Source organism: Bradyrhizobium sp. FW305-F6 (genome assembly GCF_058782905.1).
Map to the genome: position 1 here is coordinate 1,065,333 of NZ_JBYSYD010000001.1, position 20,885 is coordinate 1,086,217.

A 20,885-nucleotide genomic window follows, 5' to 3' on the forward strand; every position below is an offset into this window, starting at 1 on the left:
GCCGGATGAGGGGTTCTAACCGCGCTCACTTACGTGCACGAGAGTACGCGGATAGAACCGCTCACCCGATTGCGTTCGTTTCGACGGCGGTGCTGCCCTCTCCCGCAAGGGGCGAGGGCACATTAACGTCCATCTCGCTCGCGGGTGCGGGAGAAATGGTCGGAACGCCTGCTCCTACCCCTCGAACGCGTCGATCGAGGCCTTGGTCCCACGCGACACCAAGGTCTCGTCCGGCACAGGCAGCCCCTCCCCCTTGTCGCGAAACCGGTTCGTGATCGGATAGCGGCGGTCGCGGCCGAAATTCCGTCGCGTCACCTTCACGCCCGGCGCGGCCTGGCGGCGCTTGTACTCGGCGATGGTGAGCAGATGATCGATGCGCGTCACGGTCTCGCGGTCGAAGCCGGCGGCGATGATCTGATCCAGCGGCTGCTCGCGCTCGACGAGGCGCTCCAGAATGGCGTCGAGCACGTCATAGGGCGGCAGCGAATCCTGGTCGGTCTGGTTCTCGCGCAGCTCCGCCGTCGGCGGCCGCGTGATGATGTCGGGCGGGATCACCTCGCCCGCAGGGCCGAGCGCGCCATCCGGCTTCCAGCCGTTGCGCAAGCTTGCGAGCCGAAACACCTGCGTCTTGTAGATGTCCTTGATCGGGTTGAAGCCGCCATTCATGTCGCCATAGAGCGTGGCGTAGCCGACCGACATCTCGGACTTGTTGCCGGTCGTCACCACCATCAGCCCGGTCTTGTTGGAGATCGCCATCAGCAGCGTGCCGCGGGCGCGGGCCTGGAGGTTCTCCTCGGTAATATCGGGCGGCAGGTTCTTGAAGATGCCGGACAGGATGGTCTCGAACCCGGTCACGGCTTCCGCGATCGGCAGCACCTCGTAGCGGATGCCGAGGTGGCCGGCGAGCTCGCCGGCATCCGCAATGGAATGCGGCGCGGTGTAGCGATAAGGCAGCATCACGCCGTGCACCTGGTCGGCGCCGAGCGCGTCGACGGCGATCGCCGCGCACAGAGCGGAATCGATGCCGCCGGAAATGCCGAGCAGCACGCCCGGGAAGCCGTTCTTGGTGACGTAGTCGCGCAAGCCCAGCACGCAAGCCGCGTAGTCGGCCTTGTCGCCCTCGGGCAGTTCAGTGATCGGGCCGGTGCAGCGCCAGTCGTCGCCGTCACGGGTGAAGCGCAGCGTGACGACGCCCTCCGCGAACGCCGGCAATTGCGCCGCAAGCGAGAGATCGCCGTTGAGCGCAAAGGAGGCGCCGTCGAACACCAGCTCGTCCTGGCCGCAAACCTGGTTCAGATAGACCAGCGGCAGGCCGCTCTCGGTGACGCGCGCGACCGCGACCGACAGGCGCACGTCGTTCTTGTCGCGGGCGTAGGGCGAGCCGTTCGGCACGAGAATGATCTCGGCGCCGGTCTCGGCCAGCGTCTCGACCACGTTCTCGTAGTCCTCGGACTCCTCCAGCCAGATGTCCTCGCAGATCGGCACGCCGATGCGCACGCCGCGCACCGTGACCGGACCCGCGGCGGGACCGCGCGAAAACAGCCGCTTCTCGTCGAACACGCCGTAGTTCGGCAGATTGCATTTGAAGCGCAGGCTCGCGATGCGACCGCCATCGAGCAGGGCGCAGGCATTGTAGAGCCTGCCCTCCTCGACCCAGGGCGTGCCGACCAGCATCGCGGGCCCGCCATCGGCGGTCTCGCGCGCGAGCGCTTCGATCGCGGCGCGGCAGGCGGCCTGGAACGCCGGCTTCTGCACCAGATCTTCCGGCGGATAGCCGGCGATGAACAATTCCGGAAACAGCACGAGATCGGCGCCATCGGACTTGGCCTGCGCGCGGGCGGCGCGCGCCTTGGCGGCGTTGCCCTCGATATCGCCCATGGTCGGATTGAGCTGGGCGAGCGTGACCGCGAATGTATCGAGACGTTCGGTCATGGGACGCTCGCTGCCACCTCTCCCAAAGGGAGAGGTCGAATTGCACCTGGCGATGCGAAGCATCGTCCAGAGCAATTCGGGTGAGGGGTTACGGTGTCTCGTGGGAGCTGAGCCCCCTCACCCGCTTTGCGCTCGACGATGCTCCGCATCGCGAAACGCAAAACGACCTCTCGGCGTTGGGGAGAGGTGAAGGAGCCCCGGACACCCACGTTCAATGGATAATCTCCGAAAGCTACAGGAATCCCAACCGCTCGACGATTGCAATGATCCAGAACGCGCCGGCCATCAAGAGCGCAACGCCGACGGCGGCCGAGCCCATGTCCTTGACGCGGCCGATCTGCTTGTCGTGATCCAGGGTCAGCCGGTCGGCGAGTTTCTCGATCGCGGTGTTGAGCAGCTCGACCACCAGCACGAACGCGACCGAACACACCAACTCGACCGCCCGCATCGCGGTCACGCCGACGAACCAGGCGAGCGGCACCGACAACAGGAGCGCAAAGACCTCCTCGCGGACGGCCTGCTCCGACCGGAAAGCAAAGGCCAGACCGTTGCGCGAGTTGATCGTGGCCTTCCAGATCCGCAGCAAGATCTCAGAGCCCCGCTGCGGCCGGAATCGGCTGGGCCTTGCCGGCGCGCTCCTGCTTGAGCAGCTCTGCGACCAGGAAGGCCATGTCGATGGATTGCTCGGCATTGAGGCGGGGATCGCAGACCGTGTGGTAGCGGTCGTTGAGATCCTCGTCCGTGATCGCGCGGGCGCCGCCGAGGCATTCGGTGACGTCCTGGCCGGTCATCTCCAGATGCACGCCGCCGGCATGGCTGCCTTCGGCGGCGTGGACGGCGAAGAACGACTTCACCTCCGACAGGATGCGGTCGAACGGACGCGTCTTGTAGCCGGACGTGGAGGTGATGGTGTTGCCGTGCATGGGATCGCACGACCAGACCACCACCCGGCCCTCGCGCTTCACGGCGCGGACCATGTTGGGCAGATGCTCGCCGATCTTGTCGGAGCCGAAGCGGCCGATCAGCGTCAGCCGGCCCGGCTCGTTGTCGGGGTTGAGCACGTCGATCAGCTTCAACAGCTCGTCGGACTTCAGCGAGGGGCCGCACTTCAGGCCGATCGGGTTCTTGATGCCGCGGAAATATTCGACATGGCCGTGATCGAGCTGGCGGGTGCGGTCGCCGATCCAGATCATGTGGCCCGAGGTCGCGTACCAGTCGCCGGTGGTGGAATCGACGCGCGTCATGGCCTGCTCGTAGCCGAGCAGCAGCGCCTCGTGGCTGGTGTAGAAATCGGTGGCGCGCAGCTCCGGGTGGCTCTCGAGGTCGAGGCCGCAGGCGCGCATGAAGTTGAGCGCGTCCGAGATGCGGTCGGCCAACTCCTTGTAGCGGCGGGACTGCGGGCTATCCTTGAGGAAGCCGAGCATCCATTGATGCACGCTGCCGAGATTGGCGAAGCCGCCGGTGGCGAAGGCGCGCAACAGGTTCAGCGTCGCCGCGGATTGGCGATAGGCCATCAGCTGGCGCTGCGGATCCGGCATGCGCGCTTCCTTCGTGAAGGCGATGTCGTTGACGATGTCGCCGCGATAGCTCGGCAGCTCGACGCCGTTCATCTTCTCGGTCGGCGACGACCGCGGCTTGGCGAACTGGCCGGCGATGCGGCCGACCTTCACCACCGGCACCGCGCCGGCATAGGTCAGCACCACCGCCATCTGCAGCAGCACGCGGAAGAAGTCGCGGATGTTGTTGGCGCCGTGCTCGGCAAAGCTCTCGGCACAGTCGCCGCCCTGGAGCAGGAAGGCTTCGCCCGCCGCAACGCGCGCGAGCGCCTTCTTCAGATTGCGCGCTTCGCCCGCGAACACCAGCGGCGGAAAGGTCGCAAGCTGGGCCTCGACGTCGGCCAAAGCCTTGGCGTCGGGATAGTCGGGCACCTGTAGCACCGGCTTGCTGCGCCAGGACTCGGGCGTCCACCGCTCGGACATCGCAATCTCTCCGTGAAGCAAAAAGCACAACCTGATCTAGGGGTTGCGAGGGCCGCCTTATACACAGGCTGGCCCCGCCCCGCCAGTTGTAAATCCATTTCGCACCGCAAACCCTTGCGGGCAAAGCCGAATTCGCATTTGCTCGGGACAGGCAGAGAAATTGACGGGGCACTGACCGGCCATGGACGCGCCAATGGATGACGTTTTCATCGACCAGATCAGCTTCCCGGCGACGGACGGGTACGTGCTCACCGGCACCCTGTTCCTGCCCCGCGGCACCAAGCGCCATGCCGTCCTGATCAATTCGGCGACCGCCGTGCCGCGCAATATCTATCGCGGCTTTGCCTCCTACCTCGCCCATCGCGGCTGCGCCGTGCTGACCTACGACTATCGCGGCATCGGCGACTCCCGCCTGCCGGCGATGGTCGGCTACAACCGGCCGAAATCCCTGGTCGGCTTCAAGGCCTCGATGTCGGACTGGGCCGCGCTCGACGTCACCGCCGCGGTTGGCTGGATGCGCGAGCGCTATCATGGCCTGCCCCTGGTCTATGTCGGCCATTCCTTCGGCGGCCAGGCGCTCGGGCTGATCGCGAACAACAGCGAGATCGCGCGCGCCGCCTTCGTGGCCTCGCAGGCGGCGACGTGGCGGCTGATGACCGCGCCCGAGAAATATCGTGTCTATGCCTTCATGAATCTCGTGGGTGTGCCTCTGGTCCACGCCCTCGGCTATGCCCCGGGCTGGACCGGCGTCGGCGAGGATTTGCCCAAGGGCGTCTTCCTGCAATGGGCCGAGTGGGTGTCGAGCCCCCGCTATCTCTTCGATTCAGAACTGCCGGCGCTCGAGAATTTTGCCAGGTTCAAGGGCGAGTTGCGCGCGTTGTGCTTCTCAGATGATTCCTGGGCCACGCGACCCGCCGTCGAGCTGCTCGCGAGCGGTTTCACCGCGGTCACGCCGGAGGTGCTGACGGTGAAGCCGTCCGACGTCGGCGCCAAGAAAATCGGCCATTTCGGCTTCTTCCGCCCCGAGCACCGCGACACGCTGTGGCGCGGTCTCGCCGAATGGATTCAGGGCGAGTAAGGCCGCGTCAACGGATGATCGTCGTCAGTGACGAATATCGCCGGTTCGGCTTGGCGTCGGCCGGCGCAAATTGTGCGAAGGCGTCACTGACGCGCACGGCCGGCGGCGTATCGCTCGCGAAGCGAAACTCCTTCGCGCGCGGTGCGTAGAAGCTGGCGCGGTAATAGGCGTCGTCGAAGCGCGCCTCGCCGACGCCGAACAACGCGTCGCAGACAAGCAGGAGTGCGTAGACTCCCGCGACTGCTGCGATGATCTCCCTTGTGATTGTCATGCTGATGCCCCTGCCCTTTTGCGAGCAGGATGCAGATCAGTTCCAAAGCTCTGGTTTAACGCCGCGCAGGACTTATCTGCAGGGTTTTCCGCCATTGAGCGGATTGCAGACAAATTTATCGATGGGGCGGAAAATACCGCCCGTTAATTCCTTCGTGATCAGGTGCGGCTTTGGACATGCGATCGGCCGGGATAGGCCGCGAAAGCTGCCCCGGAGCCGCCATGCAACCACCGCCACTTGACGCCGGACTGCACGACAGCGTCACTCTCTCTGAACTCCTGGGCGCGCTGAGCCACGCGCTCGACCTGACCGAGGGACAGCCGGCTGGACATTGCGTGCGATGCAGCCGCATCGGCGTCGAGATCGGCAGGGAGATCGGTCTTGGCGAGCAGGAAATCACCGAGCTCTACTACGTGCTGTTGCTGAAGGATCTGGGCTGCAGCAGCAACGCGGCCCGCATCTGCGAGCTGTATCTGACCGACGATCTCTCCTTCAAACAGGACTTCAAGCTGATCGACGGTAGCTTGTCCCAGGCGCTGCGCTTCGTGCTCAGCCATACCGGCCTGAAAGCCGGATTGGCTGAACGTTTCCGCGCCATCGTCAATATCTTCCAGAACGGCGGCGAGATCGCGCGCGAGCTGATCGAGACCCGCTGCCATCGCGGCGCGGATATCGCCCGCAAGATGCGGTTCTCCGAGCCGGTTGCCGAGGGCATCAAGAACCTGGATGAGCACTGGGACGGCAGTGGCAAGCCCCTCGGCTTGTCCGGCACCGCCATCCCGATCTATTCGCGCATCGCCCTGCTGACCCAGGTCATCGACGTGTTCCACGTCGCGAACGGGCCGGAGGCCGCTCTTCGCGAGGCGAGGAACCGATCAGGGATCTGGTTCGACCCCGACCTCGTCGCGGCCTTCGAACGCGTGGCGGCACGGCCCGGTTTCTGGCGCGTGAGCGGAATCGAGAATGGGCTTACCTGCGCCGTAACGCACGCGCCGGCACAAGCGAGCCTTCCGATCGACGAGGATTATCTCGACGACATTGCAGCCGCCTTCGCCCAGGTGGTGGATTCCAAGAGCCCTTACACCAGCGGTCACAGCGAGCGCGTGACGTTGTTCACCGACATGATCGCCGAAGAGCTGGCGTTCAGCGCCGAGCAACGGCGCAGTCTCAAGCGTGCGGCGCTGTTGCACGACATCGGCAAGCTCGGTGTCAGCAACGCCATCCTCGACAAGCCGGGCAAGCTGGACGACGCCGAATGGGAGAGCATGAGGATGCATTCGGCGCATTCCGAGGCCATCCTGTCACGCGTCGGCGCATTCCGCGACCTCGCTCCGATCGCGGGTGCGCATCATGAGCGGCTGGACGGCAAGGGTTATCCTCGCGGCCTCGCAGGAGACCAGATCTGCCTGGAAACCCGGGTGATCACGACCGCCGACATATTCGATGCGCTCACGGCCGACCGCCCCTATCGCGCCGCCCTGCCGATCACAAAAGCCCTGGGCATCATGTCCGGAATGATCGGCACCCAGATCGATGGAAACTGCTTTGCAGCGCTTCAACGCGCGCTGGGACGCATCCATGGAACGCTGGCGGCCTGACGGCCGCTCCACCGGATTCTCCACGCGAGCTCAGCCGTGGCCGGCGCCCTTGCGATGGCCGCTCTCGCTGAGGCGGTCGACCCAGGCGATGCCGATCGCGGAGACGATGAAGGTCATGTGGATCAGCACCTGCCACATCACGCCGGACTCGGTGAAATTGCTGCGCGTGGTGCCGAGGTTGCCGGCCTCGATGAACGTCCTGAGCAGCGAGATCGAGGAAATGCCGATGATCGCCATCGCGAGCTTGATCTTGAGCACGCTGGCATTGACGTGGCTGAGCCATTCCGGCTCGTCGGGATGGCCGGTCAGGTTCAGCCGGGAAACGAAGGTCTCATAGCCGCCGACGATCACCATGATCAAAAGGTTCGAGATCATGACGACGTCGATCAGCCCGAGCACGACCAGCATGATCTGCTGCTCGGTGGCGTCGAACGAATGCGCGACCAGATGCCAGAGCTCTTTGAGGAACAGCAGGACGTACACGGCCTGAGCCACGATCAGGCCGATATAGAGTGGAAATTGCAGCCAGCGCGAACCGAAAATGAGCTGGGCGAGCAGGCCGAGGCGCGGAGGCACGGCCTGCGCCGAAGGTGCCTTGGATTCGGTCTTCATCGATCACTCCGGATAGCCGCTGGATTGCCGCGTCAGAGACTCGCAATGACGGGTGCGAGTTCCAGCGAGCCCCGATAGATCATCTCGAACGCGACGTAAAGGATGATGGCGAGGCCGACATAGGCGACCCAGCGCTGCTTCTGGAGCAAGCGGCCAAGCAGGTCAGCGGCGACGCCCATCAGCGCGACCGACAGCAACAGGCCGAAGGCCATGATGTAGGGATGCTCGCGCGCGGCGCCGGCGACGGCGAGCACGTTGTCGAGCGACATCGAAACGTCGGCGGCAATGATCTGCATCGCCGCCTGGCCGAAGGTCTTTCGCTGGACCGGCGCAGCTTCCGCGCCGTTGCCGCCGCCATTGCCGTGGCTGAACGCGAGCTCCCGCGCATGCGCAGCCTGCTCGCGCAGTTCGCGCCACATCTTCCAGCACACCCAGAGCAGAAGCACGCCGCCGGCGAGCAGCAGGCCGATGACCTGCAGGAGTTGGGTCGCGACGCCGGCAAAAGCGATGCGCAGCGCAGTCGCGGCGGCGATGCCGACGATGATGGCCCGACGGCGCTGGTCCGCCGGCAGGCCGGCGGCCGCAAGGCCGATGACGACGGCATTGTCGCCGGCCAGGACGAGGTCGATCAGGATGACCTGGAACAGCGCCGTCAGCGCCTCGGCGGTGATGAGTTCAGTCATGATTGATCATTCCTGGGGGCCGACGATTCGAGCCAATGCGGCTTGCGGCGCTCGATCCAGTCGAGCACCTTTGAACGGGAGGAGCGCAGCGCAGGGACGTCCTCGGCGAGCAGTGCCAGGCCGAGAGGCAGCATCCAGACGCCGAGCAGCGGCAGAAAAGAGAGCACGCCGCCGACGACCAGCAGCGTGCCTGAGGGAATCCTGACCCAGCGGTTGGACGGCTTCAGCAGATAGCTGAAGCTGTCGCCCATGCGCTGGGGCAGGCGGTCGACGAGCTTGGCCATGCGCGGGTCGCCGCCGGCAATCTCGCCGGTGGGAGCCCCTGCTTCCGTGGTCCGCTCGTTCGAAACTGAGCTCATGCTCACTCCTTGGCGGCGGCTTGCGTCTCGGCGCACGCTGCACGCGACTCCACCGGCTTCGCGCGCGGCAGCACCAGTGTCAGCAAGCGGAGCAACTTGATCGCCTGGACTTCGTGGGGATGAACATCCTGGTCTGCCGCAGCAACGCGCTCCGACAGCTCCATCAGGTGCGACGAGAGCGGCAGATTCGAAACCGGCCGCAGCGTGTCGATCACGACATTGGCAAAATCCGGCTCCTCGAGCCGCTCGGCCAGTTCATCGAACATCGCAACGAGCCGCTCCTCCGAAAGATGCGGCGCCAGCTTGCGATCCCTGATGAAACGGATCACCTCCTCGCGCTCGACGTCCGAAACGCGGCGGTCGGCGACCGCAACCAGCGCGCCCACGATCACAAGCGCGGCCGCGGCCTGCTCATTCAGGCTGGACGGCTCCGTGATCTCGATCGCATTTGAGGTCTTGGCGTCAGACATCGTAGCTCCCTTAACTTGCGAAATGGCCGGGCGGAGCTGCGATGGAGACGAATGGTCGGAGAAGACGAACAGGGCCCGACAATCGGCCGATCCATCGCATTCGCGCGGGACAGGTCATCCGACATCACGAGGTTTGCCGACAACGTCGACGTCCTCGCCAGAGGGGCCCGGATTCTTGTTCGATCCAGAAATAGCGGTGGCTCTGCCGGAATCAAGGCAAACCGGCTGCGACCAGCCGCCGCATCGGTTCCGAAGGCACCATGTTTGGTTAAAGGCTGCTCTCTCCGCCGGCGGGAACATCGCCCGGCCCGATGTGTTGGTGCAACTCAGCACGCATCTTCTGACAGGAAAGCCGCGGGGAACTCCATGTGCCGCTGGATCGCCTACCGGGGCGAAACCACATCGTTCGAGCCTTATGTCACCGAGCCCGAGCACTCCCTGATCGCCCAGAGCATCCGCTCGCTTCAGTCCACGGCGGGCTCGAACGGGGACGGCTTCGGTCTCGGCTGGTATGGCGAGCATCCCGAGCCCGGCCTCTATCGCGAGACCCGCCCGGCCTGGTCGGACGAAAACCTGCGCTACCTCTGCCGCCATCTACGTTCGCATCTGTTCTTTGCCCATGTGCGCGCCGCCACCGGCACGGCGGTGACGCGGCAGAACTGTCATCCGTTTGCCTGCGGACACTGGATGTTCATGCACAACGGATTCGTCGGCAGCTGGAATCGGCTGCGGCGCAAGGTCGAGGCACTTATCCCCGACGCCTATTATCCGTCGCGCCTGGGCACGACCGATTCGGAAGCCGTGTTCCTGGCGATGATGGGGGCCGGTCTCGAGCGCGATCCGCTGGGCGCAACGCGAGCCGTGCTGCAATCCCTCGTCGGGCTCGTCAACGAGGGCGGGCTTCGCGAGCGGCTGCGCTTCACCAGCGCCATCGCCAACGGCCGCGACCTCTATGCATTTCGCGTCTCGATCAACGATGCCGCCAACACGCTCTACTTCCGCGAGGACAGCGGTCAGGTCATCGTCGTCTCCGAGCCGTTCGACAAGGAGGAGGACTGGATCGAGGTGCCGCCCAATCACGCCTTGATCGCGCGCGCGTCGGAAAGCGTGAAGCTTGTTCCGTTCGATGCGACAATTTCCAGTGGCGCCGAGGTGGAACCGGCCCCGACCAGAAGGATTAGTGCCCGCAGATGACCTTTGCCGGGTGGGAAAATGACATCGGTTGCTTCAGACGTTTTGAAACTGCTTCGACTGGATCCCTCTGACGACAAGCAGCACGTCATCATCCGGTCTAGCGGGCGCGGCGGCAAGGCTGCCGAATACTCGTTCGGCATCGAGGAGGAATACTTCCTGGCCGATCGCCGCAGCTTCGAGGTCGCGATCCAGACGCCGAACGAGCTGTTCGAATCGGCCAACTGGTCGACCGGCGGCCAGGCCATGCGCGAGATGCTGCAGTCCCAGCTGGAGGTCGCCACCAACGTGCATTTCGACGTGAACGATGCGCGCGAGGAGCTGCGCTTCCTGCGACGCGAGGTCGCGAACGTCGCCGCACAATATGGCTTCGTGATCATGGCCTGCGGCACGCATCCGACCGCGGTGTGGCGCATGTCCCAGCCGAGTCCGAAGCCGCGCTACGAGGAGATGATCGAGGATCTGCGCAGCATCGGCCACCGCAACATGATGTGCGGCATGCATGTGCACGTCCAGTTGCCGGATCCGGAGAAGCGCATGGCGGTGATGCGGGCGATGCTGCCGCATCTGCCGTTGTTCATCGCCTTGTCGGCCTCCTCGCCGTTCTGGAATTCGCACAAGACCGGCCTGAAGGGCTATCGCCTCGCCGCCTATTCCGAGCTGCCTCGCACCGGCCTGCCCGAATTGTTCGAAAGCAAGCAGGACTTCGACGATTATGTCGGCGCCTTGCAGCGCTCCGGCGTGATCCCGGACGAAAGCCACATCTGGTGGGCAATGCGTCCCGCGTTGAAGCATCCCACCCTGGAGCTTCGTGCGCCCGACACCTGCACCTTCGTCGACGACGCAATTGCGATCGCCTCGCTCTACCGCTGCCTGACGCGGCATCTCTATCTGCGCCCCCAGCTGTCCAGGGACGTCACTGTGGTCGAACGCGCGATTGCGGTCGAAAACAAGTGGCGGGCCCAGCGCTACGGCACGGACTGCATCTTTGCCTCCAGGGAAGGCCCGGTGAGCATCTCGGAGCTCCTCGCCCGGCTGATCGAAGACGTCGCCGAGGACGCCGCCGCGCTGAACTGCGTCGCCGAGGTCGAGCACTGCCGCACGATCGTGGAGCGGGGCAGCTCGGCAGAATTCCAGCTTCGCGCCTATCGCGACAGCGGCGACGACATCGCAGCCGTGTCACAATGGATCGCTACTTCTACGTTGTCCGGAACGAGCGCGTCTGCCCAACGCAGCGCTCCCGCGGCGTCATAGCGCCCGCGCAAGCTTCGGCGACGAGAATGCCAGGCCTGAATTCGACGATCGCGGAGAAGCGCATGAATCGCACCACATCCTGCACCGGTTGCGGCCATCCGCGCGTCCCGCTGTTGACGACCAAAGGCCGCGCGGAGCCGAGCTGCATCTGGTGCGAAGGCTTCGACACGCGCGCGATGGAGATGGCAAAGTGGACCGATAGCCCGGCCGGCAAGCCCGAGCGGAGCGTCCGTCCATCGTTCGAATGAGCCGGGTCAGATGCCGACCCGCCGCCGTTTTGCCTGTGGCTGCGACCTCTAGGGCTGCATGCTCTTTGCATGACATGCCGACAAATTAGACAAAGCGGGCTGCCGCACCCCGCTTACGGGCAGGCCACGCAGCTTGGCGGCCGCCGTCGTCTAACCTCAGGCGCAATCTCGGTTATTTGCGCGCGCTGGGGAGCCGGCGAGCCGACGCGCGGCGCCGTGTCCCGACTGGCCTGAAATTCGCAGGACAGGATCAGGCCAAGTCCCTGCCCTGCACCATAAGGCGCGGCCAGTTGCGTGCGCCCGGCTCCGGGATCGATGGCCTCAGATCGGAGAATGCCATGAACGTGCATGCTGCCGGAGACATCAAATTCACCGGTCTCACCCGTCCGAACGGGGCGCCGCTGCGCCTCAACGACCAGGACTTCGTGGCGATCGACCGCGACCGGAATGCGAAGTTCGAGGCGACCTACCGGCCGCAGGCGCTCTACAACCGCGCCAACGAGGGCTTCCACGCCAATAACGAGACTTTCCTGCTGCACGAGGTCGCGACCAATCTGCCGATCTATCGGCCCGACACGGGCCCAACCGATTTCCATCTGCATCTGCCGCCAGGCGGCTTTCAGCTCGTGCTGGTCACCTCGGGCGCGTTCACCTTCGACTATGACGGGCGCTTCTACAATGTCGGCCCCGGCGCGGTGATGCTGCAAAGCGCGATCGTGCACCGCCAGCTGTTCTACACCTGGTCGGGCCTGTCGACCGAAGAGAACCTGAAGACGCCGCAGACCGTGGTGCCCGATCCGATCTCGATGGGCTATTCCGGCAAATTCCTCGAAGCCTTCATCACCGATCCCACCACCTTTCCGAACCCGACCATCGTAGGTCCCGACCAGATCAACGAGGACGAAACGCCGCGCGTGGCCTGGAGCCATCCGCTGCATGACAGGCCAGCCGATGCCGGCTTCTGGCTTCAGGATCCCCTGGCGCTCGACGCGCTGTTCAAGCCGCTCACCGACGGTTCTGTCAGATCGGCGATGCCGGTTTACGTGCGCGATATCGGCATCGAGGCTCCGAGCGGACATCTCGTCACCGGCCACATCATCGCGACCGATCCGCGCGGCCACGCACTCTTGCCGAAGAGCACGTCGGCCGCGGCGGACGCAACCTGCTTTGCCAAGGGCGAAGTCGTGATCTACCGCGTCATTCGCGGCACGGCCGAGTTCAAGAAGAAGGCCGGCGAGAGCTTCGAGCTGTCCGCCGGCGACGTGGTGACGGCGGGCAGGAATTCGATCAGCCTGACGGGTCTCGGCGAAAATACCCAGGTCCTCCGCCTAGGCCTGCTCAAGGGCATGAACGAGCTGCGCAGCTGGACCCCGACGCAGCGCGACGAGATCGACGGCCTTGCCGGTCAGATCATCACGCACAGGGACATGCGTCCGCTGCGCACCGAAGGCAAGCCGGTGGGGTATTTGTACGGCTGAAGCGGGACACGTTTGTCGGTGGTGACTGGGTTCTTCACACCTCTCCCCGCTGGGGAGAGGTCGGATCGAAACGATAGATGCGATCCGGGTGAGGGGTTGCGGAATCACTGGATGCTGCGGCCCCTCACCCGGATTGCTCCGCAATCCGACCTCTCCCCCCTGGGGAGAGGTGAACCAGCCCCTACTCCGCCGCCTGACGCACGTGGCGCGCGGTCGGCGTGCGCATCGTGACGAGCTCCTCGGCCGCGGTCGGATGCAGCGCGATGGTGGCGTCGAAATCGGCCTTGGTCGCCTTCATCTTCACCGCGATCGCGACGGCTTGCGTGATCTCGGCGGCGGCATCGCCGACGATGTGACAGCCGAGCACGCGGTCGGTCGCGCCATCGACCACGAGCTTCATCAGCACACGCGTGTCGCGACCGGACATCGTCGCCTTGATGGGGCGGAACGTCGTCTTGTAGATGTCGACGTGGCTGAACTGGGCGCGCGCCTCGGTTTCGGTCAAGCCAACCGTGCCGACCTCCGGCTGCGAAAACACGGCCGTCGGGATGTTGGCGTGATCAACCTGCACCTCGCGCTTGCCGAACACGGTATCGGCAAAGGCATGCCCCTCGCGGATCGCCACCGGCGTCAGGTTGAAGCGATGGGTGACATCGCCGATGGCGTAGATGCTGTCGACGGAGCTCCTGGAGAAATGGTCGACGGCGATGCCCCCGTTCGCCGGGTTGATGGCAACGCCGGCTTTCTCCAGGCCGAGATTGGCGACCGCCGGATGGCGGCCGATGGCGAACATCACCTGGTCCGAGGCGAGGCTCGAGCCGTTCGACAGATGGGTGGTGAAGCCCTCGCCGTGGCGGTCGACCTTGGTCACCGTGCAGCCGGTGAGAATCGTAATGCCCTGCTTCTCCATCTCGGCGCGAACATGGGTCCGGACGTCCTCGTCGAAGCCGCGCAGGATGTTGTCGCCGCGACAGATCACGGTGACGTCGGAGCCGAAGCCGGCGAAGATGCCGGCGAACTCCAGCGCGATGTAGCCGCCGCCTTGGATCACGATCCGCTTCGGCAGCTTCTCGAGGTGGAACGCCTCGTTGGAGGAGATCACGTGCTCGATGCCGGGGATCGCCGCACCGTGGTTGGGCGCGCCGCCGGTGGCGATCAGGATGTACCTCGCGGTGATCTTCCTGTCGTTCTCGAGCAGGCGGACGGTGTGCCTGTCCTCGATCACCGCGCGGCTCTTGACGATCTGCGCGCCCGACTTCTCGACATTGGCGGTGTAGGCCGCCTCCAGCCGCGCGATCTCCTTGTCCTTGTTGGCAATCAGCGTCGGCCAGTCGAAGCTCGCGGGCGGAACGGTCCAGCCGAAGCCCGCAGCGTCCTCGATGTCCTGACGAAAATGCGAGCCGATCACGAACAGCTTCTTCGGCACGCAGCCGCGGATCACGCAGGTGCCGCCCATGCGGTATTCTTCCGCGATCATCACGCGGGCGCCGTAACCTGCCGCGATGCGGGCGGCACGCACGCCGCCCGACCCGCCTCCTATGACGAAGAGGTCGACGTCGAATTCAGCCATTGTCCACTCCGACCTCTTTCAAGAACGACCTTTCAGATAGGTGCGCTCAGATCTCCTTGCCACGCTTGCGCATCTCGGCGCGGAACGTCCCCATCACGGTCTCGGCGAAGTTCTGGGCCCAGGAGTTCATGAAGGCCATGCTCAGCCCGATGGCGCGCGGCTCGGCGTCGATCAGCTTCTTGCCCAGCGGCGACTTGTAGAAGGTGACGAGGTCCTTCAACTCCTGCTCGGTGAACTCGCTGGCATAGATCTGCGCCATGCCTTCGCCGATCTCGTTCTGGCGCCCGTTGAGCTGCTGGGCGACGATCGGGGCGACCTCGTTGAGGTCTTTCTGGTAGTTCAGGTTCTGCTGGATCAGCGCGATCTTGGTCTTTTCGACGAGGCCGGGCACGGCGCCGGCGTACATCGCCGTGGCGTTCTTGATCTGCAAGATCTCCCTGGCGGCCGCAATCGCCGCCGGCGAGGCCTTCGGCTGGGCCGGTGCTGCGGCGGCCTTGGGGGCCGGCGCCGGCTGCTGCGCCATGGCCGGCGCGGCCGAGAGGGCCAGTCCCACTGCGAGGGTCGCAGCCGGCACGAATTTCAACATCGTCTTCATTCCAGGTCTCCTTTCGGCTTGCGCCGTTCAATCACGCGAATTCCGTCGCCGCCCGCCAGAACGGCGGAGCCGGCCAAGCCGATGAACAAGCCATGCTCGACCACCCCCGGGATGGCGCTCAACGCCTTGGCAAGACCAGGGGGATCCACAATACGTCCGAGCTGGGCATCGACGATCCAGTGGCCGCCATCGGTGACGAAAACGTGGCCGTCCTTGTCCCCGCCTTTGGCCTTGCGGACCGCCATTTGCCCGGAAACGCCGCATTCGGCAAACGCCTTCTCGATCGCGCGGCGCGTCGCGCCAAGCCCGAACGGGACCACCTCGATCGGCAGCGGAAACTTGCCGAGCGCCGGCACCCATTTGCTGTCGTCGGCAATCACGATCATGCGATCCGAGGCGGCCGCCACGATCTTCTCGCGCAGCAGCGCCCCGCCGCCGCCCTTGATCAGATTGAGCTCGGGGTCGATCTCGTCGGCGCCGTCCACGGTGAGGTCGAGATGGTCGATCTCGTCGAGCGTCGTCAGCGGCACGCCGCAGCGCTCAGCATCGGCCCGCGTCGCCTCGGAGGTCGGCACGCCGATCACCTTGAGCCCGGCGGCGACCCGCTCGCCGAGCAGCTCGACGAAATGCTTCGCGGTCGAGCCCGTGCCGAGCCCGAGCTGCATGCCGTCGCGCACCTCTTCCAGCGCGCGCGCCGCAGCCTGCCGCTTCAACTGGTCCATGTTCACGTCTGCGCCCGCCTCCGGATCGAGAGTGCCGCCGGCACAGCCGGTTGCGGCGGCCTATGTAGCCTCGTTTTTCCCGCGGGAACAGGCCTTTGCGTCGCCCTTATAAGGTGAACTTATGACGCCGGGCCTTGCGTCGGTCCGGACGGCCCGATAGCGCTGGGGCCATGACCTCGCTCTACACCCTCGTCTTCGATCTCGACGGCACGCTCGTGGATACGGCGCCCGACCTGATCACCGCCCTTAATTACGTGCTTGACCGCGAAGGCCTGCCGCCGGTGCCGATGGCCTCGGCCCGCAACATGATCGGCGCCGGCGCCCGCAAGCTGATCGAGCGCGGGCTGGAGGCCGAGGGCCGCACCGTCACCCCCGCCGATATGGATCGGATGACGGCGGATTTCATCACCTATTACGCCGACCATATCGCGGTCGAATCCCGCCCCTTCGAGGGACTTGAGACCGCACTGGACCAGTTTGCCGCCCAGGGCCATCGCCTCGCGGTCTGCACCAACAAGCTGGAATGGCTATCCAAGCGATTGCTGGACCAGCTCGACCTCACCCGCCGCTTTGCCGCGATCTGCGGCGCCGACACGTTTGGCGTCCAGAAGCCCGATCCGACGATCTTTCGCGAGACCGTGGCGCGTGCCGGCGGAGACGTGAAGGCCAGTATCATGGTCGGCGATGCGGGAACCGACGTCGGGGTCGCCCGGCGCGCCGGGGTGCCCGTGATCGGGGTCAGCTTCGGCTACACCGACGTGCCGATCGCCGAGCTGAAGCCGGACCGCCTGATCCACCACATGCGCGACCTGCCGGAGGCCGTCAGCAGCCTGATGACGGCAAAAGTTACGACAAGCGGTTGATAGAACTATAGTTTTCAGCAGCTACGCCCGGCATCCTACGGGTTGTTTCACAGACGACGGCCTGCCCCACCTCGAAGCCAGCGTTCGCCGGCGCTGCGCGGAACCAGCGGGCAAGCAGAGCGAACGCGCCGACGCTGCATCCCGCGCAGAGGCCCCCCGCTGATACCACCCGATTGTCCTTGCCGCGTCCGATGCTTAGATTGCGTCGAACGCACCGCTGAAGCAAAGGTGCGCCCGTCGCACAAGTGACAAGGCCTCGCGCATGAACGGATCCGCCGCATTGTCGACCCCGATGACCGATCCGTTCGGGCGGACCATCAGCTATTTGCGTGTCTCGGTCACCGACCGATGCGACCTGCGCTGCTTCTACTGCATGTCCGAAGACATGACGTTCCTGCCCAAGGCAGACCTGCTGACGCTGGAGGAGCTCGACCGGCTGTGCACGGCCTTCATCGCCAAGGGCGTGAAGAAGCTGCGGCTGACCGGCGGCGAGCCCCTGGTCCGCCGCAACGTCATGGGTCTGGTGCGATCGCTGTCGCGGCATCTTGCGAGCGGCGCCTTGAGCGAGCTGACGCTGACCACCAACGGCACCCAGCTGGCCAAGCACGCCCGGGAGCTCGCCGATTGCGGTATCCGCCGCATCAACGTCTCGCTCGACACGCTCGACCCAGGAAAATTTCGCGAGATCACCCGCTGGGGCGAGATCGACAAGGTGCTGGAAGGCATCGAGGCCGCACGCGCCGCCGGCCTTGCCGTGAAGATCAACGCCGTCGCCCTCAAGAACCTCAACGAGGACGAGCTGCCCGAACTGATGCGCTGGGCCCACGGCAAGAACATGGGCCTGACGCTGATCGAGGTGATGCCGATGGGCGAGATCGGGTCGGGCCGGATCGACCAGTATCTGCCGCTGTCCCTGGTGCGCGCCCGCCTCGCCCAGCAATTCACGCTGACGGATCTGGCCGAGAGCACCGGCGGGCCGGCGCGCTATGTCAGCGTCGCCGAGACCGGCGGCAAGCTCGGCTTCATCACGCCGATGACCCACAATTTCTGCGAATCCTGCAACCGGGTTCGGATCACCTGCACCGGCACGCTGCACACCTGCCTCGGCCACGAGGATGCCTCCGATTTGCGTAAACCTCTGCGTGCATCCAGCGACGATCAATTGCTTGCGGATGCGATCGACCGCGCCATCGGGCTGAAGCCCAAGGGGCACGATTTCATCATCGACCGCCGCCACGACCGTCCCAGCGTCTCCAGGCACATGAGCGTCACCGGCGGCTAACTCCCCACAGCTTCGGCCTTATTCCCCTTAACTATCAACAAACTTCCGATTGACTGACGGCACGCCCGCTGGTTTGGTGCGGCTGCCTCATGCCTGCGCGGCGAGACAAGCCACGCGCCAACTCGGCGCAGTCAAGACGGCCGGGGCACAATCGGGGGAGGACCTATCGTTGCAAGCGCTCCTTAAGTTGAGCAGCAGGATCGACGCGTTCACGCGCTGGACCGGCAAACGCATTGCGTGGCTGATCCTGCTCGCCGTGATCATTTCGGCGGTCAACGCGATCATCCGCAAGACGTTCGACACCTCGTCCAATTCGTGGCTCGAACTGCAATGGGTGCTGTTCAGCATCGTCTTCCTGCTCTGTGCGCCATGGACGCTGCTCGACAATGAGCACATCCGCATCGACATCGTGAGCAACGCGATGTCGAAGAAGGCGCGCAACGTCATCGACGTGGTCGGTCACGTGTTCTTCCTCGCTCCGATCTGCATCGTCATGATCGTCACAGGAGTGCCGTTCTTCCTGCGCTCCTTCGAGATCAACGAGCAATCCGGCAATGCCGGCGGCCTGCCGCAATGGCCCGCCAAGGCCCTGATCATGATCGGGTTTGCCTTCCTGCTGGTGCAAGGCATCTCCGAGCTGATCAAGCGGATTGCCGTGATGCGCGGCTTGATACCGGACCCGCACGAATCGCAGGTGTCGGCGCTCGAGGCGGAAGTCGAGCATCTCGTCGAAGCGATCGAGAAGAAGTAGCCGTTGGCGACGGTGTAGGGGGAATCCATGACCGCATTCATCATCGCCAATATGGCGCCCATCATGTTCGTGTCGCTGGTCGTCATGCTGCTGCTCGGCTACCCCGCAGCATTCTCGCTCGGCGCCGTCGGCCTGTTCTTCGCCATCATCGGCGTCGAGCTCGGCCAGTTCCACCCCGACTTCCTCCAGGCCCTGCCGGAGCGCGTCTACGGCGTGATGAACAACGACACCCTGCTCGCAATTCCCTTCTTCACCTTCATGGGATTGGTGCTGGAGCGGTCGGGCATGGCCGAGGACCTGCTCGACACCATCGGCCAGCTGTTCGGCACCATCCGTGGTGGCCTCGCCTATGCCGTGATCTTCGTCGGCGCACTGCTCGCTGCGACGACCGGCGTGGTCGCGGCGTCCGTGATCTCGATGGGCCTGATCTCGCTGCCGATCATGCTGCGCTATGGCTATGACCGCCGCGTCGCCGCCGGCGTCATCGCCGCGTCCGGAACGCTGGCGCAAATCATTCCGCCCTCGCTCGTCCTGATCGTGATGGCCGACCAGCTCGGCAAGTCCGTCGGCGACATGTACGAAGGCGCCTTCATCCCGGGCCTCGTGCTCGCCGCCCTCTATGCCGGCTACGCCTTCCTCGTCAGCATGATCTTCCCCGCGGCCACGCCGGGCCTGCCGAAGGACGCCATCGGCTTCCGCGAGGAGAACGGCGACCGCGGCCTGGTGTCGCTCGGCATGCTGTTCCTCGCCAGCTGCGTGTTCGGTTGGTTCATGATGCGCAATTCGAGCGTGCACGGCGCAGACTACGTGGTGCTCAGCATGTTCTACGGCATCGTCTTCGCCTTCGCCGTCGCGGTGCTGAACTGGGTCATCGACAAGCTGACCGGCTTCCGTTTCCTCTCGAAAATGGCGCAGCAGACCACCTTCGTCATGGTGCCGCCGCTGTTCCTGATCTTCCTGGTGCTGGGCACGATCTTCATCGGCATCGCGACCCCGACCGAAGGCGGCGCCATGGGTGCCGCCGGCGCCCTCATCCTGGGCGCCGTGAAGCGGCGCCTGACCTGGGACTTGATCCGTCAGGCCACGGAATCGACCGCCAAGCTGTCGGCTTTCGTGATCTTCATCCTGGTCGGCGCCCGGATCTTTTCGCTCACCTTCTATGGCGTCAACGGGCACGTCTGGGTCGAGCACCTGCTGACGTCGCTGCCCGGCGGCCAGGTCGGCTTCCTGATCTTCGTCAACGTGCTCGTGTTCATCCTGGCCTTCTTCCTCGACTTCTTCGAGCTGGCCTTCATCGTGATCCCGCTGCTGGGGCCGGCCGCCGAGAAGCTCGGCATCGACCTGATCTGGTTCGGCGTCATTCTCGGCGTCAACATGCAGACCTCGTTCATGCACCCGCCGTTCGGCTTCGCGCTGTTCTATCTCCGCTCGGTGGCGCCGAAGGAACGCTACACCGATCGCGTCACCGGCAAGCGGATGGACCCCGTCACCACCGGCCAGATCTATTGGGGTGCGGTGCCGTTCGTCGTCATCCAGGTCATCATGGTGGGCCTGGTGATCGCGTTCCCCGCGATGGTGATGCACTACAAGGGCGTCCAGACCAACATCGATCCCTCTACGATCAAGATCGAGGTGCCGCAGTTCGACCTGCCGCCGCTGGATCTCGGCCCACCGCAGAAGTAGCGCCGCGAGCGCAATCGCGCTCTTAGCCCTGCCCTTCTAGGGCAGGGCTATTGCATATCAATTCTTGGTGGAGCCTGGGCGCATGCCTCGCCCTTCGAGACGACCGCTGCGCGTCTCCTCAGGGTGAGGCTGGGTGGCACCGGTGTCCGCTGAAACCGCTGCCGCGCACGCCGTCCTCGTCCTGAGGGCCCGCCAACGGCGGGCGTCTCGAAGGATGGCCACACGCGAAATCGCTCCCATATGCGATCGCTCCCTTCAGGGGAGGG

At 65.0% G+C, this 20,885-nt stretch carries 21 protein-coding genes; 10 read left to right on the top strand and 11 right to left on the bottom strand.

The annotated features are described in order from the left end of the window. Positions 1-174: 174 nt before the first annotated feature. From AC3WLX_RS05195 to AC3WLX_RS05205, 3 genes are all read right to left on the bottom strand, one after another. Positions 175-1,932 (bottom strand): NAD+ synthase, encoded by a 1,758-nt coding sequence (locus AC3WLX_RS05195; RefSeq protein WP_492334955.1) that lies wholly within the window; start codon positions 1,930-1,932, stop codon positions 175-177. Positions 1,933-2,164: 232 nt separating this feature from the next. After that, the gene (locus AC3WLX_RS05200) at positions 2,165-2,518 is read right to left on the bottom strand and encodes a diacylglycerol kinase (protein WP_291626724.1); all 354 of its coding nucleotides are present in this window, start codon (positions 2,516-2,518) and stop codon (positions 2,165-2,167) included. 4 nt (positions 2,519-2,522) lie between these two features. Continuing rightward, positions 2,523-3,911, bottom strand: a complete 1,389-nt coding sequence (locus tag AC3WLX_RS05205; protein WP_492334956.1) for a class II 3-deoxy-7-phosphoheptulonate synthase — start codon at positions 3,909-3,911, stop codon at positions 2,523-2,525. Positions 3,912-4,092: 181 nt separating this feature from the next. On the opposite strand from AC3WLX_RS05205, the gene AC3WLX_RS05210 reads away from it, so the two are divergent. Next, the gene (locus AC3WLX_RS05210; RefSeq protein WP_492334957.1) at positions 4,093-4,989 is read left to right on the top strand and encodes an alpha/beta hydrolase family protein; all 897 of its coding nucleotides are present in this window, start codon (positions 4,093-4,095) and stop codon (positions 4,987-4,989) included. A 7-nt stretch (positions 4,990-4,996) separates the two neighbouring features. Here AC3WLX_RS05210 and AC3WLX_RS05215 read toward each other — a convergent pair whose 3' ends face one another. Next, the gene (locus AC3WLX_RS05215; RefSeq protein ID WP_492334958.1) at positions 4,997-5,260 is read right to left on the bottom strand and encodes a hypothetical protein; all 264 of its coding nucleotides are present in this window, start codon (positions 5,258-5,260) and stop codon (positions 4,997-4,999) included. Between the two features lie 221 nt (positions 5,261-5,481). Between AC3WLX_RS05215 and AC3WLX_RS05220 the strand changes: the two genes are divergently transcribed. Then, entirely contained in the window at positions 5,482-6,858 is a 1,377-nt protein-coding gene (locus AC3WLX_RS05220; protein ID WP_492334959.1) for an HD-GYP domain-containing protein, read from the top strand. Between the two features lie 30 nt (positions 6,859-6,888). On the opposite strand, the gene AC3WLX_RS05225 is transcribed toward AC3WLX_RS05220, so the two are convergent. From AC3WLX_RS05225 to AC3WLX_RS05240, 4 genes are read right to left on the bottom strand one after another with little or no spacing between them, the layout of a single operon-like run. Next, positions 6,889-7,470, bottom strand: a complete 582-nt coding sequence (locus AC3WLX_RS05225; protein WP_291626734.1) for a TIGR00645 family protein — start codon at positions 7,468-7,470, stop codon at positions 6,889-6,891. Between the two features lie 32 nt (positions 7,471-7,502). Continuing rightward, positions 7,503-8,153 (bottom strand): TerC family protein, encoded by a 651-nt coding sequence (locus tag AC3WLX_RS05230; RefSeq protein ID WP_492334960.1) that lies wholly within the window; start codon positions 8,151-8,153, stop codon positions 7,503-7,505. Further along, positions 8,150-8,512 (bottom strand): hypothetical protein, encoded by a 363-nt coding sequence (locus tag AC3WLX_RS05235; RefSeq protein WP_492334961.1) that lies wholly within the window; start codon positions 8,510-8,512, stop codon positions 8,150-8,152. The genes AC3WLX_RS05230 and AC3WLX_RS05235 overlap by 4 nt, the downstream gene beginning before the upstream one ends. Positions 8,513-8,514: 2 nt before the next feature. After that, positions 8,515-8,982 carry a tellurite resistance TerB family protein gene (locus tag AC3WLX_RS05240; RefSeq protein WP_492334962.1) on the bottom strand — a complete coding sequence of 156 codons (468 nt, stop codon included), beginning with the start codon at positions 8,980-8,982 and terminating at the stop codon, positions 8,515-8,517. Positions 8,983-9,348: 366 nt separating this feature from the next. Here AC3WLX_RS05240 and AC3WLX_RS05245 point away from each other — a divergent pair, with 366 nt between their 5' ends. The 4 genes from AC3WLX_RS05245 (at position 9,349) to AC3WLX_RS05260 (ending at position 13,153) form a co-directional block, all read left to right on the top strand. Beyond that, positions 9,349-10,176 (top strand): class II glutamine amidotransferase, encoded by an 828-nt coding sequence (locus tag AC3WLX_RS05245; RefSeq protein ID WP_492334963.1) that lies wholly within the window; start codon positions 9,349-9,351, stop codon positions 10,174-10,176. Between the two features lie 18 nt (positions 10,177-10,194). Beyond that, positions 10,195-11,427: a carboxylate-amine ligase gene (locus AC3WLX_RS05250; RefSeq protein ID WP_492334964.1), complete on the top strand. Its 1,233-nt coding sequence runs from the start codon at positions 10,195-10,197 to the stop codon at positions 11,425-11,427. 62 nt (positions 11,428-11,489) lie between these two features. Then, complete coding sequence (locus AC3WLX_RS05255) at positions 11,490-11,675, top strand: hypothetical protein (protein WP_291629648.1); 186 nt, start codon at positions 11,490-11,492, stop codon at positions 11,673-11,675. Positions 11,676-12,013: 338 nt separating this feature from the next. Beyond that, on the top strand, positions 12,014-13,153 hold the full coding sequence (locus tag AC3WLX_RS05260; protein ID WP_492334965.1) for a hypothetical protein: 1,140 nt from the start codon (positions 12,014-12,016) through the stop codon (positions 13,151-13,153). A gap of 181 nt (positions 13,154-13,334) precedes the next feature. Here the strand turns inward: AC3WLX_RS05260 and gor are convergent, their stop codons facing one another. Genes gor through rpiA form a run of 3 tightly spaced genes read right to left on the bottom strand, consistent with a single transcriptional unit; the run spans position 13,335 to position 16,046 of the window. Continuing rightward, positions 13,335-14,723, bottom strand: coding sequence for a glutathione-disulfide reductase (gor, locus tag AC3WLX_RS05265; RefSeq protein WP_492334966.1), 1,389 nt, complete (start codon positions 14,721-14,723; stop codon positions 13,335-13,337). Positions 14,724-14,769: 46 nt separating this feature from the next. Next, positions 14,770-15,318 carry a DUF2059 domain-containing protein gene (locus AC3WLX_RS05270; RefSeq protein WP_492334967.1) on the bottom strand — a complete coding sequence of 183 codons (549 nt, stop codon included), beginning with the start codon at positions 15,316-15,318 and terminating at the stop codon, positions 14,770-14,772. After that, positions 15,315-16,046 (bottom strand): ribose-5-phosphate isomerase RpiA, encoded by a 732-nt coding sequence (gene rpiA, locus AC3WLX_RS05275; RefSeq protein ID WP_492334968.1) that lies wholly within the window; start codon positions 16,044-16,046, stop codon positions 15,315-15,317. Before rpiA ends, AC3WLX_RS05270 begins: the two co-directional genes overlap by 4 nt. A gap of 164 nt (positions 16,047-16,210) precedes the next feature. Between rpiA and AC3WLX_RS05280 the strand changes: the two genes are divergently transcribed. From AC3WLX_RS05280 to AC3WLX_RS05295, 4 genes are all read left to right on the top strand, one after another. Then, positions 16,211-16,903 carry an HAD family hydrolase gene (locus tag AC3WLX_RS05280; protein WP_492334969.1) on the top strand — a complete coding sequence of 231 codons (693 nt, stop codon included), beginning with the start codon at positions 16,211-16,213 and terminating at the stop codon, positions 16,901-16,903. A 262-nt stretch (positions 16,904-17,165) separates the two neighbouring features. Further along, entirely contained in the window at positions 17,166-18,185 is a 1,020-nt protein-coding gene (moaA, locus tag AC3WLX_RS05285) for a GTP 3',8-cyclase MoaA (RefSeq protein WP_492334970.1), read from the top strand. A gap of 169 nt (positions 18,186-18,354) precedes the next feature. Next, a complete protein-coding gene (locus AC3WLX_RS05290; protein WP_492334971.1) occupies positions 18,355-18,936 on the top strand; it encodes a TRAP transporter small permease subunit in 582 nt (193 codons plus the stop codon). 27 nt (positions 18,937-18,963) lie between these two features. Beyond that, positions 18,964-20,619, top strand: a complete 1,656-nt coding sequence (locus tag AC3WLX_RS05295) for a TRAP transporter large permease (RefSeq protein WP_492334972.1) — start codon at positions 18,964-18,966, stop codon at positions 20,617-20,619. Positions 20,620-20,885: the final 266 nt, after the last annotated feature.

Excerpts from the sequence above, each read along its gene's own strand:
- AC3WLX_RS05195 (WP_492334955.1), bottom strand. The coding sequence starts at position 1,932 with ATGACCGAACGTCTCGATACATTCGCGGTCACGCTCGCCCAGCTCAAT.
- AC3WLX_RS05205 (WP_492334956.1), bottom strand. The coding sequence starts at position 3,911 with ATGTCCGAGCGGTGGACGCCCGAGTCCTGGCGCAGCAAGCCGGTGCTA.
- AC3WLX_RS05210 (WP_492334957.1), top strand. The coding sequence starts at position 4,093 with ATGGACGCGCCAATGGATGACGTTTTCATCGACCAGATCAGCTTCCCG.
- AC3WLX_RS05215 (WP_492334958.1), bottom strand. The coding sequence starts at position 5,260 with ATGACAATCACAAGGGAGATCATCGCAGCAGTCGCGGGAGTCTACGCA.
- AC3WLX_RS05220 (WP_492334959.1), top strand. The coding sequence starts at position 5,482 with ATGCAACCACCGCCACTTGACGCCGGACTGCACGACAGCGTCACTCTC.
- AC3WLX_RS05225 (WP_291626734.1), bottom strand. The coding sequence starts at position 7,470 with ATGAAGACCGAATCCAAGGCACCTTCGGCGCAGGCCGTGCCTCCGCGC.
- AC3WLX_RS05230 (WP_492334960.1), bottom strand. The coding sequence starts at position 8,153 with ATGACTGAACTCATCACCGCCGAGGCGCTGACGGCGCTGTTCCAGGTC.
- AC3WLX_RS05235 (WP_492334961.1), bottom strand. The coding sequence starts at position 8,512 with ATGAGCTCAGTTTCGAACGAGCGGACCACGGAAGCAGGGGCTCCCACC.
- AC3WLX_RS05240 (WP_492334962.1), bottom strand. The coding sequence starts at position 8,982 with ATGTCTGACGCCAAGACCTCAAATGCGATCGAGATCACGGAGCCGTCC.
- AC3WLX_RS05245 (WP_492334963.1), top strand. The coding sequence starts at position 9,349 with ATGTGCCGCTGGATCGCCTACCGGGGCGAAACCACATCGTTCGAGCCT.
- AC3WLX_RS05250 (WP_492334964.1), top strand. The coding sequence starts at position 10,195 with ATGACATCGGTTGCTTCAGACGTTTTGAAACTGCTTCGACTGGATCCC.
- AC3WLX_RS05255 (WP_291629648.1), top strand. The coding sequence starts at position 11,490 with ATGAATCGCACCACATCCTGCACCGGTTGCGGCCATCCGCGCGTCCCG.
- AC3WLX_RS05260 (WP_492334965.1), top strand. The coding sequence starts at position 12,014 with ATGAACGTGCATGCTGCCGGAGACATCAAATTCACCGGTCTCACCCGT.
- gor (WP_492334966.1), bottom strand. The coding sequence starts at position 14,723 with ATGGCTGAATTCGACGTCGACCTCTTCGTCATAGGAGGCGGGTCGGGC.
- AC3WLX_RS05270 (WP_492334967.1), bottom strand. The coding sequence starts at position 15,318 with ATGAAGACGATGTTGAAATTCGTGCCGGCTGCGACCCTCGCAGTGGGA.
- AC3WLX_RS05280 (WP_492334969.1), top strand. The coding sequence starts at position 16,211 with ATGACCTCGCTCTACACCCTCGTCTTCGATCTCGACGGCACGCTCGTG.
- moaA (WP_492334970.1), top strand. The coding sequence starts at position 17,166 with ATGAACGGATCCGCCGCATTGTCGACCCCGATGACCGATCCGTTCGGG.
- AC3WLX_RS05295 (WP_492334972.1), top strand. The coding sequence starts at position 18,964 with ATGACCGCATTCATCATCGCCAATATGGCGCCCATCATGTTCGTGTCG.